Origin of the sequence: Luteipulveratus halotolerans, assembly GCF_001247745.1 — a bacterium.
Taxonomy (GTDB): domain Bacteria; phylum Actinomycetota; class Actinomycetes; order Actinomycetales; family Dermatophilaceae; genus Luteipulveratus; species Luteipulveratus halotolerans.
Genome location: NZ_LAIR01000002.1, coordinates 3,214,154 through 3,230,064, shown reverse-complemented (window position 1 = coordinate 3,230,064; position 15,911 = coordinate 3,214,154). Strand labels below are relative to the sequence as shown.

The following is a 15,911-nucleotide window of genomic DNA, read 5'->3' as shown; positions in this document are numbered from 1 at the left end:
CCAGGACAACCGCTCACTGCTGGTCGAGTGTGGCGCGATAACGCATCGGGATGTCCTGGCGCGCGCGCTGACCTGAGGGATCGATGAGCAGGGCACCGACCGACAGCTCGGCGGCCCAGCGCAGCGGTTCCCACAGCAGACGTGCCGACCAGGTGTCGGTGCCGATGGCGGCGCCCATCGCGAGGGCGACGACCTCGTACAACACGCAGCCCAGGATGCCCGCGAGGGCGGCCGACGGGAGGTAGCCAGAGCGCTCGTGCGTCACGTCACGATCGCGGACGACACGCGCTGCGAACATGCCGGCCACGCCGCGGAAGACGAGCACCATCATGAGCACCACACCCGTGGCGACAAGTGGGTCGAGGGCATCGAGGAACGGGCTGAGACCCGGCCCGACGACGATCTCGAACACGATGGTCAGGGCGAAGGCCGCCAGCGCACCCTTCACCACCGCAGCCGGGATGATCAGCTCACGTAGGCGTGCGAGGTCCATGTCTCACTTCTTTCCACAGGTGACGAGGGGCAGGATCTGACCGCCGTTGCGTGGGTCACTCATGACCCCGTCGACGAGGTGCATCTCGGACTCGGTCTTCTGGCCGCCGACCCCGATCTTGGCGACCTTGAGCTCCTTCTTGCCAGCTGTGGCAGACAGCTCGTCGCCGGAGGTCTCGTACTCGAGCCGGGTGTAGATCGCGTCGTTCTTGAGCTGTCCCATCAGCGGTGACCACGCGTCGGCGGTCTGCTGCGGGGTGAGGCCGAGCACCGGCGTCGAGATCTTCGCCGAGCGATCCGTGACAGTCACTCCATTGGTCACGAACGCCTTGTCGAATGCGGCACGGTTGGCCGGGTCCGTGAGGTCGAGCACCTTGGACTCCTGGGTGAGCGTGCCGGTGTCCGACTTCTTCTTGACCCCGCCGGATGCCTTCTTGCGCGTCTCCTCGTTGAGGGTCTTGCTTCCCTTGACGTCGAAGCCGCTGAAGCCCTGCTCGCGCGACTCGCTCATCATGATGAGCTGCTTGGGCTCGCCCTTCTCGTCGTAGATGACCTTGTACGAGTACGTGCCGCCTCGGCCGCCGCCCTGGTTGTAGATCGGCGGCAGCTTGGCCCGCCCACCTGGGTAGCCGACCGTGGCCTCACCCTTGGCGTCCCAGGTGACCTGGCCGGTGTAGGCGCTCATGCCCTTGTCCGGCCCGTCGGTCGTGAGGGCGACATCGACCTGCCCGTTGACCGAGCCCTTGACCTGGCCGGCGCCCCGGACGAAGCCGGCTTCGCCCTTGAGGTTGCCCTCGGCCTGCACGCCTGCCTTGACCGAGACCATGTCGGCCGTGCCCTTGCGCTGGTCGCGGTCACGAGCGGCGAGCTCTTCCTTGGACGGACCGTCGGAGAACGGGTTGTGGTCGCCCACGAAGTTCGTGACGCTGTTCCAGCCACGCTGGGCACCCTCGCGGACGGTGCTCGTCGCGGGGCCGCCGACGATGTCGATCGCCCGGTTGACCGTGCTGCGACGGTCGTCGAGGAAGTCCTGCGCGCCGTCCTGGCCGCCGTACTCCTTGGGGAAGTTGTAGGTGTAGAGGATGTCGCCACCGAGCATGACTTTGCCGTCGGCGTTGACCGTGACGCCCGCGTTGTCCATCGTGGTCTTCTTGGCGTGCTTGCCGGTCGACTGACCACCGATCGGTACGTCGGCCGTGACGCCGATCGCCGAGCCCTGACTGATCGTCACGGCGGCTGAGCCGTCGCCCTTGACGGTGAGCGTGTCAGTGTCCTTGCGCTCGGCCTGCACCCATTTGAAGCTCGCGTCGTAACCAAGAGTGCGGTCGGCTTTGCTGGTGACGCAGGGAATCTTCAGGTCACGCGCGCGCGCCTCGGCCGCCGACTGTCCGCAGGTTGTGCCGATTGCCTCGCAGAGCTTGCTCATGACGGCGTTCGCCACGGAGGCGCCACCGACCGTGGGCGCTTGTGCGATCACTCCGAGCAGGATGCTGGCGACGACGAAGAGAATGCCGGCGTACTCGACCGTGGCCGCCCCGGCCTCCCGATTCCTGCGCACTGTGCCCTCCCGACATCCGCCACTTTCGGCGCAAGCCTGGCGGGCACGACGTCCCGTTGAGGAGGGCCCTTCGGCCCTGAAGTGGTCCCCGAACCGGCGTGGCGGTGGGCGGAGGCTCAGCTCGCGGTCGAGAGGGTGTCGCCGACGGTGACGCCCCACTCGACGAGTGCGCCGGCCGGCGCTTCGAGCGTCGCGCTGACCCGCAGGCGGGGGAGGGTCATGCCCCAGCCGGGGCGCAGCGTCTTGACGGCGAGCACCCGCCCGCTCTTGTCGAGGGAGGCGACGTCGATGGCGTACTTCATGCCGATCATGTGCACGGACGGGCACTTGGTGATCCAGAGGGCGCCGATGAGCTCGGTCGACCCCAGGAGCCCGCGGCGCCGGCTCTTGCGGTCGTCAGCCACGACGAGCGGGGCGACGTCGCGGCCGTTGACGAGCAGGCGGTGCGGGCCGGGGCCGAACGTCCCGTTCTGGTCGGTCACGATCAGCGAGGCTAGCCCAGACAGTGCGCGTCAGCGGGAGACCGGTCAGCGGATCTGGACGACTCGCGCCTCTGCGCGGGGGCGAGTGCGCTGGCTGAGCGGACGGTTCTCAGATCGTGGTCGGTCGAGATCCGGCCCTGTGGGAAGTCACCACGGGTGCTGCGGGGCCGCTAGCGTTCGGCGCGTTTGTGCTGTCGACAGGGTGGGACGGGTTCGTGATGAACACGCAGGTTCGGCTGGCGGCTGCGGTGGCAGTGCTGGCGGTCGGTGTGGCCGGGTGCTCGGGGGAGGCCTCGGTGAGTGGTCCTGGAGCGGGTACGCCGACGTCGGCCACCTCGCCGGTAGGCGCGTCGGCGGGTGCGTCGGCGTCCGCCACGGGTCGGCCCTCGGGATCGCCTGCGGTCGAGACGTCGCAGCGGAAGGACGGTCGCCCGTACGACCTGCCTGCGGGGGTGAAGCCGTTGTCGAACGGTCCGGTGCTGGGGACGAAGTCCTCTCTGAAGGGCGGCACGTTCGCGTTGAACGGGGTGCAGCGGCTGGGTCCGGATCGTGCGGTGGTGTACGGCACCTGGACGCCGCCGTCGACTGATGTGGTGGACACCTGGACCGAGCCGGGCTACTTCGACACCATTGCGATGGGCGAGTTCTCGTCGGTGACGATCCGTACTGCGGGTGACCCGCGTGTGTATCTGCCCGTGCGCAATGCCAGCGGTGACTGCCTGTGTGGCACTGTCAACGGCTACCTGGCCGAGGAGAAGCGCCTGTCGACCGCTGTGGTGGTGAGCCTGCCGCCGGGTGCGAGCACGGTCGACGTGAGCGTGGCGCCGATCGGGACGTTCGCCAAGGTCCCGATCACTGAGCCGACGATGAGTGCTCAGACCGCGCTCGGCGCCGACATGAGTCTTGTGGTTCGGTCGGCGGCCAGGAGCGGAGGCACGGTGACCGTGAAGGCAACGGTCCAGAACCCGGGTGCGCAGGTCCCGGTGTACAACATGCGGGTCTTCAACTCGTTGGCCCGGGACACCTGGTGCGCTGAGCCGCTGTTCGCGACCGGTGGCACCGGTGTGGTTGGTCTCGGTGTCGGCGACAAGGACGGCGAGGTCGGCTGCACGGCCGTGGTCGGCGTACCCGACCCGGGCAAGGCGGTGGATGTGACGATGACATTGGCTGATCCGGGGACGTCGGAGCTGGCGTTCTTGCCGACGTGGGGTCGGGCGATTCGGGTGCCGGTGTCGGGTACGCCGGTGAAGGGCACCAAGGGTGTGTCGTTGTTCAATGCGCGTTCGCGTGTTGAGGGGGCGACGATCAGTGCTGATGGTCGGGTGGCGTTGTCGACGGACGTGCTGTTCGCGTACGACAAGGCGCAGCTGTCGCCGAAGGCGTCCAGGTCGTTGGAGGCGGCGGCTGCGGCGTTGAAGGCGCAGCCGAAGCGGACGCTGAAGGTGGAGGGTCACACCGACGCGCAAGGCACACAGTCCCGCAATCAGACCTTGTCGGGGCAGCGTGCTGATGCGGTGAAGTCGGCGTTGGCGAAGCTGTTGGGTCCGGGGTGGTCGATCCAGGCGCAGGGGTTCGGTCACTCGAAGCCGGCTGTGACCGAGTCGGGTCAGACGGGTGAGGCGTTGAAGGCGGCGCAGCAGCGCAACCGCCGCGTCGAGGTCCGGGTCGGCTGAGGACACACCATGGTGTTCACCGACATCTTCCTCGCGGTCGGCCTGCTCATCGTCGGCTATCTGTTGTACGCCGACATCAGCGCGGCGCGCCTTCGCTCGGCCACGGTGCGAGTCATCGGCCTGCGCGACGCCGGGGTGAGCATGTCCGAGTACGCCTCCGGCCCGGTCTCGATCGTGACCGGCGTGCTGCAGACGCCCGGTGGCCCGGTCAGCTCGGAGTCACGAGGAGCCCTTCGCACGTCGGAGGTCCGCGACTGGGTCGGCACCGAGCGGCGCGTCCGGTACGACCCGAAGGACCCGAGTCGGTTCGAGATCCCGGACGGGCCGTTCCTGCACCTCCTCGGATACGGCGTCGGCGGCGTCATGCTGCTGGTCGGCGTCCTGCCCGTTGACCCGGCAGATCCGAGCATCAGGTCGGGCCACCGCCTGACTGCATCATGCAGGTGATCACGGCGTCCTGGGCGCCGCTCTCGTCGGTGCCGGGGATGTCGCGCTCGGTAGTCGGGTCGTCGACGAACGCCCACAGCGCCGAGTCGGTGCTCTGGGAGTCGTACATCTTCTGGCCCATGCAGTCGTACATGCCGGGCGGGTACTGACTCGCTGAGCCGCTGGACTGCGCGCTCCTGCGCATCGCGGCCGAAAGCATCGCGGGCGTCGGGCGCTTCGGTCGCGCGGCTGCCGACGTGGGGCTCGCGGAGGCCGGGGCGTCGGTCAGGGAGAGGCGACCACCGGCGTACGTCACCTGGCTGCGGTGCTCGACGATGTCGAAGCCGGCACCTTCGTACGACTTCCACACCAGGTCGACGACGTTGCCTCGCACGGTCATCGACGTGACGTCGGCGTGCTCCTTGCGGTCGCGCTGGCCGAGGTCGAGCGAGCCGAGCAGCTCGCCCTTGTCGCCTGTGAGGACGAGCACCTGCGGCCACGAGACCCCGCCGGCGCTGCAGTCGTACGCGAAAAGCCCCTGCTTGTAACCGATTCCGGCGATGTCGGCGTACACGACCTTGTCGGAGATCTGCCCGAGGCCGCCGCCGAAAGGCTTCGGTGCCTTGCCGCCCACGAGCCGCTGGGCGCTCGCCTGGCAGGCCGCCGGCACCTGAGCGGTCTGCAGGGTCGCGGCTGTGACGTCGGCCGGGCGAGCAGCGCCACCCGCTGGGACGGCCCGAGTCGCGCCCGTGACGATGTCGGCGACGGTGAAACTGCTGAGGGCCGCGACGCTGGGTCGTACGACGCGAGTTCGACTGGGGCTGTAGCCCTTCCACGCCGCGCCGACGACCTGACGACCGTCGGCGGGCGGCGGTGGCAGCAGCGGGTTGCCGCAGTTGCACTTGGTGCGCGGCACGCCGTTGCGGTCGACCAGCACCGCGGTGCCCGCCTGCAGGATCGCGGGGTAGGACTCGGCCCTGCCGCCCTTGTAGATCGTGTTGGTGACGTAGGTGTCGTGCCGCAGCAGCACCGACGTCCAACTCTTGATCGTGGCGGGGATCTGCTCGACCGTGACGCCCTGCAGCTGCGCCCACGCCTTCGCCACCGCCGGCTCGGCCATGAGCATCTCGATGAGTCTGCTTGAGTCACAAGCGGATTCATCGCCCTCACGGCCGTAGAGGCCGGCGTCGCCACCACGCGACGTCTGGGGTACGAGCGGCGCAGCAGCCGTGGTCGCGGTCGCGCCGCCCGATGAGCCGTCGGCGCGTACGTGTGACTGCTTGAGCACGTCCGACGGTCGCTGGGTGACCGCAGACGCGGTGAACCGCTCGGGCGGCGTCTGGTCGGCCGGGATCAGCTGGACCGCCTGTGCGGGCGGGTCGTCGGAGCCGGCGAACCGGTTGACGAGCATGCCGGCGATCAGGCCGATGCAGACGGCGGCGACGAGGGCGGGGATCGCCCAGCGCTTCCAGACCGAACCGGACCCACCGGCGTACGACGGTGAGGGCAGTGCCTCGCGCGCGGCCTGCGCGAACGCCCGCGCCGACGGGTACCGGTCCGTGGGCCGCTTCGCGAGGCAGCGGGCGATCACTGCGTCGAGAGCGGCCGGCAGCCCCGGGCGTACCTGTGACACCGGCCGCGGCTCGCCGTGCAGGTGCGCCTCGAGAAGCGCGTGCTGCGACGTGGCCGGGTAGGGCGGCTCGCCGGTGAGGCACTCGAACAGGACGCATCCGAGCGCGTACGTGTCGACCGCGCCCGTGAGCTGCTGGTCGTCGGTGAACCGTTCGGGCGCCATGTAGGCGAACGACCCGATCGCGACACCGGTCGAGGTGATCCGGGTGTCGCCCCGGCCGCTCGCGATGCCGAAGTCGGACAGGTAGGCGTGCCCGCCCGAGACCATGATGTTGGCGGGCTTGACGTCGCGGTGGACCAGGCCGGCGGCGTGCGCGGCGTCGAGCGCGCTCGCGATCTGGCCGATGACCGAGACCGCCTGGCGCGGCTCCAGCGGGCCGCGCGAGCGGATCAGGCTGCCGAGGTCCTCGCCGTCGATGAACGCCATCTCGATGAACAGCACACCCTCGATCGAGCCGAACGTGTGGATCGGCACGATGTTGGGGCTCTGCACGTGGGCGGCGGCGTGGGCCTCACGCTGAAAACGCGCCTGGTACGACGGGTCCTGGGCCAGGTGGGGCGGCAGCAGCTTGACCGCGACGACCCGGTCCTTCTCGGTGTCGAGCGCGCGGTAGACCTCACCCATGCCGCCGCGCCCGAGCAGCGCCTGCAGGAGGTAGGGGCCGAACCGTTGTCCTGACCGGTCGGATGCCATGTCACGCGCCTCGTAGGGCCGCCGTCGTCACGTGGCCAGAGCGTACGCGGGCCCGCCACCTCGCGGGCCCGCGTACGTCGGTCAGTCGCCCTGGCCGTACAGGCCGGCGAGCGCAGAGCCGCCCGCCCAGTGGATGTGCTTGACGATGTTGCGCGGCTTGTCCCAGGCGTTCGCGTACGTGTTGGCGCCGCTCTCGTAGATCGCCCAGACATGCTTGTTGCCATCGGAGTTGCCGTACGCCAGGCCCTCGATCATCGACGGGGCGCGCATGCAGAACGACGTGCCGTCAGTGATGTCACCGGTGTACGACGACGGCCGCACCCAGACGTTGCTGCGGTCGTTGCGTCCCAGGGACGTGGCGAACACGTACTTGTCACCGACGACGGTCATGCCCTGTGTCTTCGCCGGGACCCAACGCTTCTTGCCCGTGTAGGTCAGCTTGCCGGTCGAGCTCGGCTTGTACTGCCACATGCTCGAGTGCTTGTTCTCGTCGTGGGTGCCGGTCCACAGGGTCGTGCCCGCGCCGCCGCCCTTGCCGAGGAAGGAGCCTGCGCCGGCGAGGTTCTGGTAGCCGTTGGGGGCGACCGTGCCGCCGTTGGGCCCGGCGAGAGCCTTGCGCACCTTGCTCGCCGACCAGTAGAGGACGTCGACCTTGTTGCCCTTGTAGGTCGTCCCACCGCTGACGTAGACGTAGCCTCCGACGATCGCGATGCCGCCGGCGTGGGTCTTCGGGATGTTCATGTGGCCCAGGCTCTGGCCACGGCGCGAGCCGTTCAGCACGACGCCCCAGATCGCGGCGGCGTCATCCTTGTACGCCGAGATCAGCAGCACGTCCTCGCTGGTGCCGTTCCAGTTGTTCCAGTACGCGAGGCCTTGCGGGATGTAGCCCGCGGAGTACAGACCCTTCGGCACGACCACGCTGTTGTGGAACGTCTTGTCGTACGTCGCGCTCGCCGACGGCCCGTCGTAGAAGTCCTTGCTCCCGGTCGTCGTCTGGCACATGGAGTCCTCGGCGGACGCCGACGTCGCGGTGGCAGTCGCCGCCACACCGGCGGTCAGGGCCGCTGCGGCGGCGATGGACACGGAGCGCTTGGAGAGCATGGGATGTGGCCTTTCCGTCGGGTCGTCTGCTGCGCGATCGCTCGCACAGGGGGTCCGACGTGACCGCGCGCGGCCCGGGTTCCGTCTCAACCGGTGCGCGTCGCCGGCTGTCGCGCGGCCGCGATGCGGTCCATGCGCTCGTGGCCCCAGTCGGCGAGGGGTTCGAGCGCGGCGTTGAGAGCGACACCAGCGGGGGTCAAGGAGTACTCGACCTTGGGCGGCACCTGGGCGAACTCCGTACGGAGCACGATCTCGTCGGCCTCGAGCTCGCGCAGGTGCCGGATGAGGACCCTCTCGGTGATGCCGGGCACGAGGCGTCGCAGCTCGCCGAACCGCTTGGGCCCGTCCGCCATGCGCCACAGGATATACGCCTTCCACTTGCCGCTGATCACGTCGATCGCGGCGTCGACACCGCACGCGTAGGGCTGGGGCGAACGGCTCATCGAGGCCACCTCACTGACTTCCGGGACAGGTACTGACTTCAAAGTCGGTACTTGTGGAGAGTAGTCCCGGTGACTGACGCTGGTCTCAGCACCGGCGGCGGGACGACTCGGCTCCGCGCGGTGAATTCCCTTATCCCACAAGGAGATTCGATGAGCCCTGCCCTGCCTTCGACCACCCTGATCGGCCTCGGACCGATGGGTCGTGCGATGGGCCGCGTCCTGCTGGAGCACGACGTACCCCTCACGGTCTTCAACCGCACACCGGCGCGCGGTGACGCACTCGTGGCCGCCGGCGCACGGCGTACGACGACCGTGGCCGAGGCGCTGGACGCCTCCGACCTGGTGGTGCTCAGCCTCACCGACTACGCCGCGATGTACGACCTGCTCGGCGACGTCACCGACCACCTTGCGGGCAAGACCCTGGTCAACCTCAGCTCGGACAACCCGCAGGAGACCGAGTGCGCGGCGGTGTGGGCGGCCGAGCACGGCGTTCGCCTGCTCGTCGGCGGCGTGATGGTGCCCGAACCACTCGTCGGCAGCGAGGTCGCCTACGCGTTCTACAGCGGGCCGCGCGCGGCTTTGGAGGAGTACGACGACGTGCTGCGGCTCATCGCGGCGCCGCGCTACGTCGGCGAAGCCCACGGCCTGGCGCAGCTGCATTACCAGGCGCAGCTCGACATCTTCCTGACCTGTCTCGCCGGCGTCCTGCACGGCTACCAGCTCGTCGCGTCGGCGGGCGTACGGGCGGCCGACTTCACGGCGTACGTCAAGGACAACGTCGACTCGCTGTCGATGTACCTGGAGGAGACCGCTCGCCACCTCGACGCCGACGATCACCCCGGCGACGCGGCGAACCTGCGGATGATGGGCGCGACCGCCGACCACGTCGTACGCGCGAGTGAGCAGGCCGGGTTGGACGCGACACTGCCGCGCGCCGTGCAGGCGTTGTACGCGCGCGGCATCGCAGCCGGCCACGGTGACCAGAGCTGGACGGCGCTCGCCCGCGTCATCAGCGGCCGCAGGTCGGTGGAGCGCTGAGGGGGTGCCCTGCCGCGACACGGGCGAGCGACCGGCGTACAAATAGGTGAGCCAGATCACGCCGAGCCGGAGGTTCCCCGTGGAGTACCCGCTGACCGTTCGCGACTTCCTCGACCGCGCCACCACGGTGTACGCCGACCGCGTCGCCGTCGTCGACGAGCCGGACCAGCCGGCGCCGCCGTTCGGTGGTGGGCGCATCACGTACGCCGAGATGGGTCGCCTCGCGCGGGCGCAGGCGGCCAACCTCGACCGGATGGGCGTACCTGTCGGCGGACGTGTGGCGGTCGTGTCGCACAACAGCGCACGCCTGCTGACGTCGTTCTACGGCGTCAGCGGTTGGGGTCGCATCCTCGTGCCGGTCAACTTCCGGCTGTCGGTGCCCGAGGTGAAGTACATCGTCGAGCAGTCCGGCGCCGAGGTGCTGATGGTCGACCCCGAGCTGCGGCATCTCGTCGAGGACGTCCCGTGCGAGCGGTCGTTCGTGCTGGGGGAGGACGACGACCAGCTGTGGGGCGGCGACGCCGAGCCCGCCGAGTGGGAGGGCGACGAGCACGCCACCGCCACCATCAACTACACCAGCGGCACGACGGCCCGCCCCAAGGGCGTGCAGATGACGCACCGCAACCTGTGGCTCAACGCGACCGTATTCGGTTGGCAGGCAACGGTTTCGGACCGCGACGTCTATCTGCACACGCTGCCGATGTTCCACGCCAACGGCTGGGGGCACCCGTTCACGGCCACCGGTGTCGGGGCGACGCACGTCGTGCTGCGCAAGGTCGACGGCACCGAGATCCTGCGCCGCATCGAGGAGCACGGCGTGACCTACCTGTGCGCGGCGCCGGCCGTCGTACAGGCCGCGCTCGACGGCGCCAAGACCTGGGAGGGTGAGATCCCGGGGCGCGACCGGGTGCGCATCATCGTCGCGGGCGCCCCGCCGCCCACCAGCACGATCGAGCGCGTCCGCGCAGACCTCGGCTGGGAGTTCATCCAGATCTACGGCCTCACCGAGACCGCGCCGCTGCTCACGATGTCGCGGATGCGCGCCGAGTGGGACGACCTCGACCCGACCGAGCAGGCCCGCCGGCTCGGTCGCGCCGGTGCGCCCGCGGTCGGCGTACGGCTGTCGATCGACGAGTCCGGCGAGGTGCTCGCACAGTCCAACCACAACCTCGAGGCCTACTGGGACAAGCCCGACGAGACCGCCGCCGCGCAGGAGGGCAACTGGTTCCACACCGGTGATGGCGGCTCGATCGACGAGGGCTACCTGACGATCGCAGACCGCAAGAAGGACGTCATCATCACCGGCGGTGAGAACGTCAGCTCGATCGAGGTCGAGGACGTGCTGATGTCGCACCCGGCCGTGCGCGAGGTCGCCGTCATCGGCATTCCGGACGAGAAGTGGGGCGAGATGGTGACCGCGCTCGTCGTCCGCGACGGCGACATCAGCGAGGACGACCTGATCGCCCACGCTCGCACGTCGCTCGCGGGCTACAAGTGCCCCAAGAAGGTGGAGTTCCGTGACGAGCTGGTGCGGACGGCGACCGGCAAGCTGCAGAAGTTCAAGCTGCGCCAGCCCTACTGGGAGGGCCACGAGCGCCAGGTCAACTGACCGCCGCTGCGCTCAGACGCCGGCCAGGCAACCGCGTCGCCTGAGTCTGACCGACGTGCAAGCCGGTCAGACTCACGAGACGCAGTTGCCTCGCAGGTGACGCAGTTGCCTGGTGCGGGGTCGTCCCTGGCGATCAGTCGGTGAGCTCGATGATGACTGGCGCGTGGTCGGAGGCGCCCTTGCCCTTGCGCTCCTCGCGGTCGATCGACGCACCGGTCACGCGTGCGGCGAGCGCCGGCGTACCGAGGGCGAAGTCGATGCGCATGCCGCGCTTCTTGGGGAACGCGAGCTGGGTGTAGTCCCAGTAGGTGTAGACGCCCGGGCCGGGGGTGTAGGGACGCACGAGGTCGGCGTACCCCGCGTCGACGAAGGCCTCGAACGCCGACCGCTCGGGCTCTGAGGTGTGCGTCTTGTCGGCGTAGTACTCGACGCTCCACACGTCGTCGTCGGTGGGCGCGATGTTCCAGTCGCCAGCCAGGACGATCTGGGCGTCGCGGTCGTCGGCGAGCCAGCCCGCGGCGTTGTCGCGCAGGCGGGCCAGCCACTCGAGCTTGTAGTGGTAGTGCGGGTGGTCGAGCTCGCGCCCGTTGGGGACGTAGAGCGACCACACGCGTACGCCGCCGCACGTCGCGCCGAGCGCGCGGGCCTCCGAGACGAGCGGGTCACCGAACTGCGGCATGTCAGGGAAACCGCGCTCGACGTCGTCCAGGCCGACCCGCGAGATGATGCCGACGCCGTTCCACTGGTTGAGGCCGTGGTTGACGAACTCGTAGCCCGAGCCCTCCAGCGCCATCGCCGGGAACTGGTCGTCGCGGCACTTGGTCTCCTGCAGCAGGAGCACGTCGAGGTCGTGCCGTTCGAGCACGCCCATCACCCGGTCGATCCGGGAGCGGACGGAGTTGACGTTCCAGGTCGCGATACGCACCCGGACACCTTAGGTGGCGAGGCCGACACCGAACCGGGGGTCGTGCCGGGAGCCCTACCTCCCGTTGCGACCCCCAACTCGAGAGCGGGGTGCACGCGGCGGGTCACTTCTAGACTGCGCCGCATGGGCCGGGTCCTGATCACGGGTGCGTCATCGGGGATCGGTGCGGCGCTCGCGCGTCGTCTCGCGGCGCCGGGGCACGAGCTCGTCCTCACCGCCCGCAGGCAGCACGAGCTCGACGCGGTCGCGGCCGACGTACGCCGGTCGGGCGGTTCCGCGCGGGTCATCGCCGCCGATCTGCGTGACGACGACTCGGTCGATGGGCTGGTCGCGTCGCTGAGCGCGGCGCCCGACGCGGTCGTGTGCAACGCCGGTCTGTCCATCGCCCGCAGCGCGGCCGAGCAGGTCGGGCGCCACCACGACCTCGAGCGCTCGATGCGCGTCACCTTCCTGGGCCACTCGCGGCTCGTCCTCGGGCTGCTGCCCGCGATGGCGGCCCGCGGCAGCGGCCACGTGGTCGGCGTCCCGACCGTCAACGCGCGCATGCCGGTGCCCGGCTGGGGCGCGTACTGCGCCTCGAAAGCCGCGATGGACGGGTGGCTGCGCGCGATCGGCCCCGAGCTGCGCAGGGACAGCATCGACGTGAGCGTGGTCGAGCTGGGGCTGGTGCGTACGCCGATGAGCGCCCCGACGTACGGCGACCGGCCTCCCTTCTCGGAGTCCGCCGCCGACGCGGCCGCCCGGATCGAACGAGTGCTCCGACGTCCCCGGCCGCTGGTGTCACCGGCGTGGGCGCGTGCCGGTTCGACACTCACCGCGGCGGCGCCTGCGCTGAGCGCACGGCTGATCGGCCTCGGCTCGCTGCGGCGGCGCCGATGACCTGGCTGGTCGATGCCCGCGGTGGCTGGTCGAGGCGTGATCTGCTCCGTGAGGCCAGGCGTGCTGCGTCCGGAATCGACCGCACCACAACGGTTCTCGTCGCCACGACGTCGTTGCACGACACGATCGTCACGACCTGTGCAGCCCTTCACGTCGGCGCGCCGGTCTGGCTGGTCGGCGCGCGTCGCGGCCGCCTCGACCTCGTCGACCTGATGGCCGAGGCCGGCCCCGGAGCTCTCCTCGTCACCGATGGTGATCTGGGCGTCGCGGGGGAGAGGCGACTCGCCGACCTGGTGACCGGCCGGCGTACCCCTCTGCCGCGTGTGCCCGCGCCGGTGACGCTGCACACGAGCGGTACGACGGGCCGTCCCCGGGCCGTGCGCCGCAGCCTCCCGTCGCCCGCCGTGGTGGCTCAGGTCGGCAGCGTGCTGCGACGAATACCGTTGCGGCCACGGCGAATTGGCGTCGCTGTACCTCCGACACAGTCGCACGGTGTGGCGGCCTGGACGGGTGCATGGCTGACCGGCGTACCTGTGATCGACCTGCACCGACTGACGCCACCTGAAACGGCCGCGCTCTACGCCGAGTCGGGTGCTGACGCGGTCACCGCAGTGCCGGACCAGCTCGAGAGCTGGTGCGCCCCCACGGGACTCGTGATCTCAGGCTCCGACCGACTCGCCCCGGCGATCGCTGCCCGGCTCACCGACGGCGGCGCGCAGGTGGTGGATGTCTACGGCACGACCGAGGCCGGACCGATCACATTGGCCGGTCCCGCCGAGCGCGCACTCGACCCGGCGACGGTCGGCCGGCCGCTCGCGGGTGTTCGGATCCGGGTGGTCGACGGGGCCGGTCGCGAGGTCGAGCCGGGCGCGCTCGGCCGGGTCGAGGTGTGTACGCCCCTGCTCGGCCGCGGGCGGACGCTGGCCACCGACCTCGGGCGGATGCGTGACGGCCTCCTCCGGCTGGAGGGCCGGGCCGACGAGCTCACGTCCACCCGCGGTGAGCTGGTCTCGTACGAACGGGCGGAGCAGTACCTGCGTACCCGTCATGGTGTGACGGGAGTGCGGACGACGGCTGCTGGCCTGCACATCACCGCCGACGACACCGGTCTCACCGCGGACGTGCTCCGCCGGGCGATGCTGCGTGACCTGGGCCCGGCGTACGCACGGGTCGAGCTGTGCGTCACTCGACGTCCCTAGACTCACGGTCATGGCTACTGCCCTCATCACCGGCGCCAGCGCCGGCATCGGCAAGTCGTTCGCGCACGAGCTGGCCGGTCGCGGCCACGACCTGGTCGTGGTCGCCTGCGACGAGACGCGCCTCGCGGCGCTGCGCGACGAGTTGTCCACCATGCACGGCGTCGACGTCGAGATCCTGCCCGCCGACCTCACCGAGCGGCTCGACGTGCAGACCGTCGCCGACCGGCTGGCCGACCCTGACCGCCCCGTCGACCTGCTGGTCAACAACGCGGGCTACTCGCTCGGGTCGAGCTTCCTCGACAACGACGTCGTCGACGAGGAAGCGGTCCTCGCGGTCCTGGTCCGTACGCCGGTCGTGCTCAGCCACGCCGCAGCACGGGGCATGCGCGAGCGCGGCCACGGCGCGATCATCAACGTCTCGTCGGTCGCGAGCTTCCTGGCCACCGGCACGTACGCCGCCGCCAAGAGCTACCTGACGACGTTCTCCGAGTCGCTCGCGGCCGAGCTCGCCGGCACGGGCGTGACGGTGACCGCACTGTGCCCCGGCCTCACACGCACCGAGTTCCACGAGCGGGCAGGCATCACCGGGCAGGGCATGCCCGACGCGCTGTGGCTCGACGCCGACAAGGTCGTACGCCAGTGCCTCGCCGACGTCGACCGCGGCAAGTCGATCTCGGTGCCGGGTGTGCAGTACAAGGCGGCCGTCGGCCTGCTCGACATGCTGCCGCGGAAGGTCTCGCGGGCAGGCGCGTTCAGGCGCCGCCACCGTCCGCAGAACTGACCTCATGGGCCCGCGCGTTAGGCTCAGGGTCTGTGACTGACACGAGCAACGACCGCACCGCACTCCAGCAGATCATCCGTGACGAGGCCGTGGTGCACGGCAAGGTCACGCTCTCCTCCGGCAAGGAGGCCGACTACTACGTCGACCTGCGCCGGGTCACGCTCTCCGGCGCCGCTGCCCCCCTCGTCGGCCGCGTGATGCTCGACCTGACCCGCGACCTGTCGTACGACGCCGTCGGCGGGCTCACGATGGGCGCCGACCCGGTCGCGACGGCCATGCTGCACGCGGCGTCCGAGGACGGTCGCGCGCTCGACGCGTTCGTCGTCCGCAAGGCGGGCAAGGCGCACGGGCTGCAGCAGCGGATCGAGGGCCCGTCGATCAAGGGTCGTCGGGTGCTCGTCGTCGAGGACACGTCCACCACGGGCGGTTCGGCGCTCGAGGCCGTCGCCGCGTGCCGTGAGGCCGGCGCCGAGGTCGTCGCCGTCGCGGTCATCGCCGACCGCGACACGGGCGCCAAGGAGAAGGTCGAGCAGGACGTGCCCGCCTACGTGTTCGCCTACGGCCTGGACGACCTCGGCCTGCGCTGACCAACGGCGGCTGCCGGCTCAGTCGGCGACGTCGGGGGGGTCTCCGGACAAGCGCAACATCGTTGCGCGTTTCCGCAACGTGGTTGCGCATCGTGGGAGGGTCCCCTCGCCATCATCGTGGCTGGTCGCGGGGTTCCGGAGTCTCCCGTCGCAGCACCAGGTTTCGACACGGCCCTCGGCTAGCGCCTCGGACCGGCTCAACTAGCGGTGGCGGCGGACCGGCTGGGACCGGCCGGTCGGTGTGAGATAGGTCTCTCTCGGCCCCGGCGTACGACGAAAGCGCAGGTCAGGCGCCCTTCTCACATCAGGACTCAACACGTGTGAGCGAACGGTGACGCCGGCGAAACGCAACGTACGCGTTCGTCGTAACAGCTGATTCCTACCTTTCCCGA

Annotated in this window: 15 protein-coding genes; 8 read left to right on the top strand and 7 right to left on the bottom strand. The window is 70.0% G+C overall.

The features are described from left to right. Window positions 1–13: 13 nt before the first annotated feature. From VV01_RS16210 to VV01_RS16200, 3 genes are all read right to left on the bottom strand, one after another. Entirely contained in the window at window positions 14–493 is a 480-nt protein-coding gene (locus VV01_RS16210) for a hypothetical protein (RefSeq protein ID WP_050670788.1), read from the bottom strand. A gap of 3 nt (window positions 494–496) precedes the next feature. Further along, window positions 497–2,050, bottom strand: coding sequence for a hypothetical protein (locus tag VV01_RS16205; protein WP_050670787.1), 1,554 nt, complete (start codon window positions 2,048–2,050; stop codon window positions 497–499). Between the two features lie 116 nt (window positions 2,051–2,166). Beyond that, the gene (locus VV01_RS16200) at window positions 2,167–2,532 is read right to left on the bottom strand and encodes a DUF192 domain-containing protein (RefSeq protein WP_050670786.1); all 366 of its coding nucleotides are present in this window, start codon (window positions 2,530–2,532) and stop codon (window positions 2,167–2,169) included. Window positions 2,533–2,750: 218 nt separating this feature from the next. Here VV01_RS16200 and VV01_RS16195 point away from each other — a divergent pair, with 218 nt between their 5' ends. Continuing rightward, complete coding sequence (locus VV01_RS16195) at window positions 2,751–4,205, top strand: OmpA family protein (protein WP_050670785.1); 1,455 nt, start codon at window positions 2,751–2,753, stop codon at window positions 4,203–4,205. 9 nt (window positions 4,206–4,214) lie between these two features. Further along, window positions 4,215–4,652, top strand: coding sequence for a hypothetical protein (locus VV01_RS16190; protein ID WP_050670784.1), 438 nt, complete (start codon window positions 4,215–4,217; stop codon window positions 4,650–4,652). On the opposite strand, the gene VV01_RS16185 is transcribed toward VV01_RS16190, so the two are convergent. From VV01_RS16185 to VV01_RS16175, 3 genes are all read right to left on the bottom strand, one after another. Then, entirely contained in the window at window positions 4,615–6,957 is a 2,343-nt protein-coding gene (locus VV01_RS16185) for a serine/threonine-protein kinase (protein WP_050670783.1), read from the bottom strand. The two genes, VV01_RS16190 and VV01_RS16185, sit on opposite strands and share 38 nt — an antisense overlap. Window positions 6,958–7,038: 81 nt before the next feature. Then, window positions 7,039–8,058 (bottom strand): hypothetical protein, encoded by a 1,020-nt coding sequence (locus VV01_RS16180; protein WP_050670782.1) that lies wholly within the window; start codon window positions 8,056–8,058, stop codon window positions 7,039–7,041. An 86-nt stretch (window positions 8,059–8,144) separates the two neighbouring features. Beyond that, window positions 8,145–8,501 carry a winged helix-turn-helix transcriptional regulator gene (locus VV01_RS16175; protein WP_050670781.1) on the bottom strand — a complete coding sequence of 119 codons (357 nt, stop codon included), beginning with the start codon at window positions 8,499–8,501 and terminating at the stop codon, window positions 8,145–8,147. Window positions 8,502–8,651: 150 nt separating this feature from the next. Between VV01_RS16175 and VV01_RS16170 the strand changes: the two genes are divergently transcribed. Together VV01_RS16170 and VV01_RS16165 are read left to right on the top strand one after the other, a co-directional pair. Continuing rightward, a complete protein-coding gene (locus VV01_RS16170; protein WP_050670780.1) occupies window positions 8,652–9,539 on the top strand; it encodes an NAD(P)-dependent oxidoreductase in 888 nt (295 codons plus the stop codon). A 79-nt stretch (window positions 9,540–9,618) separates the two neighbouring features. Next, complete coding sequence (locus tag VV01_RS16165) at window positions 9,619–11,148, top strand: AMP-binding protein (protein ID WP_050670779.1); 1,530 nt, start codon at window positions 9,619–9,621, stop codon at window positions 11,146–11,148. A gap of 133 nt (window positions 11,149–11,281) precedes the next feature. Here the strand turns inward: VV01_RS16165 and VV01_RS16160 are convergent, their stop codons facing one another. Continuing rightward, entirely contained in the window at window positions 11,282–12,073 is a 792-nt protein-coding gene (locus tag VV01_RS16160) for an exodeoxyribonuclease III (protein WP_050670778.1), read from the bottom strand. A gap of 123 nt (window positions 12,074–12,196) precedes the next feature. Here VV01_RS16160 and VV01_RS16155 point away from each other — a divergent pair, with 123 nt between their 5' ends. From VV01_RS16155 to pyrE, 4 genes are read left to right on the top strand one after another with little or no spacing between them, the layout of a single operon-like run. After that, entirely contained in the window at window positions 12,197–12,952 is a 756-nt protein-coding gene (locus VV01_RS16155; protein ID WP_050670777.1) for an SDR family NAD(P)-dependent oxidoreductase, read from the top strand. Then, on the top strand, window positions 12,949–14,151 hold the full coding sequence (locus VV01_RS16150; protein WP_157508880.1) for an AMP-binding protein: 1,203 nt from the start codon (window positions 12,949–12,951) through the stop codon (window positions 14,149–14,151). Before VV01_RS16155 ends, VV01_RS16150 begins: the two co-directional genes overlap by 4 nt. A gap of 10 nt (window positions 14,152–14,161) precedes the next feature. Then, window positions 14,162–14,932, top strand: coding sequence for an SDR family NAD(P)-dependent oxidoreductase (locus VV01_RS16145; RefSeq protein WP_050670775.1), 771 nt, complete (start codon window positions 14,162–14,164; stop codon window positions 14,930–14,932). 32 nt (window positions 14,933–14,964) lie between these two features. Next, the gene (gene pyrE / locus VV01_RS16140) at window positions 14,965–15,519 is read left to right on the top strand and encodes an orotate phosphoribosyltransferase (protein ID WP_050670774.1); all 555 of its coding nucleotides are present in this window, start codon (window positions 14,965–14,967) and stop codon (window positions 15,517–15,519) included. The last annotated feature ends 392 nt before the right edge of the window (window positions 15,520–15,911 follow it).

Bases quoted from the DNA above. Each gene is read 5' to 3' on its own strand.
- VV01_RS16210 (WP_050670788.1), bottom strand. From the start codon at position 493: ATGGACCTCGCACGCCTACGTGAGCTGATCATCCCGGCTGCGGTGGTG.
- VV01_RS16195 (WP_050670785.1), top strand. From the start codon at position 2,751: ATGAACACGCAGGTTCGGCTGGCGGCTGCGGTGGCAGTGCTGGCGGTC.
- VV01_RS16190 (WP_050670784.1), top strand. From the start codon at position 4,215: ATGGTGTTCACCGACATCTTCCTCGCGGTCGGCCTGCTCATCGTCGGC.
- VV01_RS16185 (WP_050670783.1), bottom strand. From the start codon at position 6,957: ATGGCATCCGACCGGTCAGGACAACGGTTCGGCCCCTACCTCCTGCAG.
- VV01_RS16180 (WP_050670782.1), bottom strand. From the start codon at position 8,058: ATGCTCTCCAAGCGCTCCGTGTCCATCGCCGCCGCAGCGGCCCTGACC.
- VV01_RS16175 (WP_050670781.1), bottom strand. From the start codon at position 8,501: ATGAGCCGTTCGCCCCAGCCCTACGCGTGCGGTGTCGACGCCGCGATC.
- VV01_RS16170 (WP_050670780.1), top strand. From the start codon at position 8,652: ATGAGCCCTGCCCTGCCTTCGACCACCCTGATCGGCCTCGGACCGATG.
- VV01_RS16155 (WP_050670777.1), top strand. From the start codon at position 12,197: ATGGGCCGGGTCCTGATCACGGGTGCGTCATCGGGGATCGGTGCGGCG.
- VV01_RS16150 (WP_157508880.1), top strand. From the start codon at position 12,949: ATGACCTGGCTGGTCGATGCCCGCGGTGGCTGGTCGAGGCGTGATCTG.
- VV01_RS16145 (WP_050670775.1), top strand. From the start codon at position 14,162: ATGGCTACTGCCCTCATCACCGGCGCCAGCGCCGGCATCGGCAAGTCG.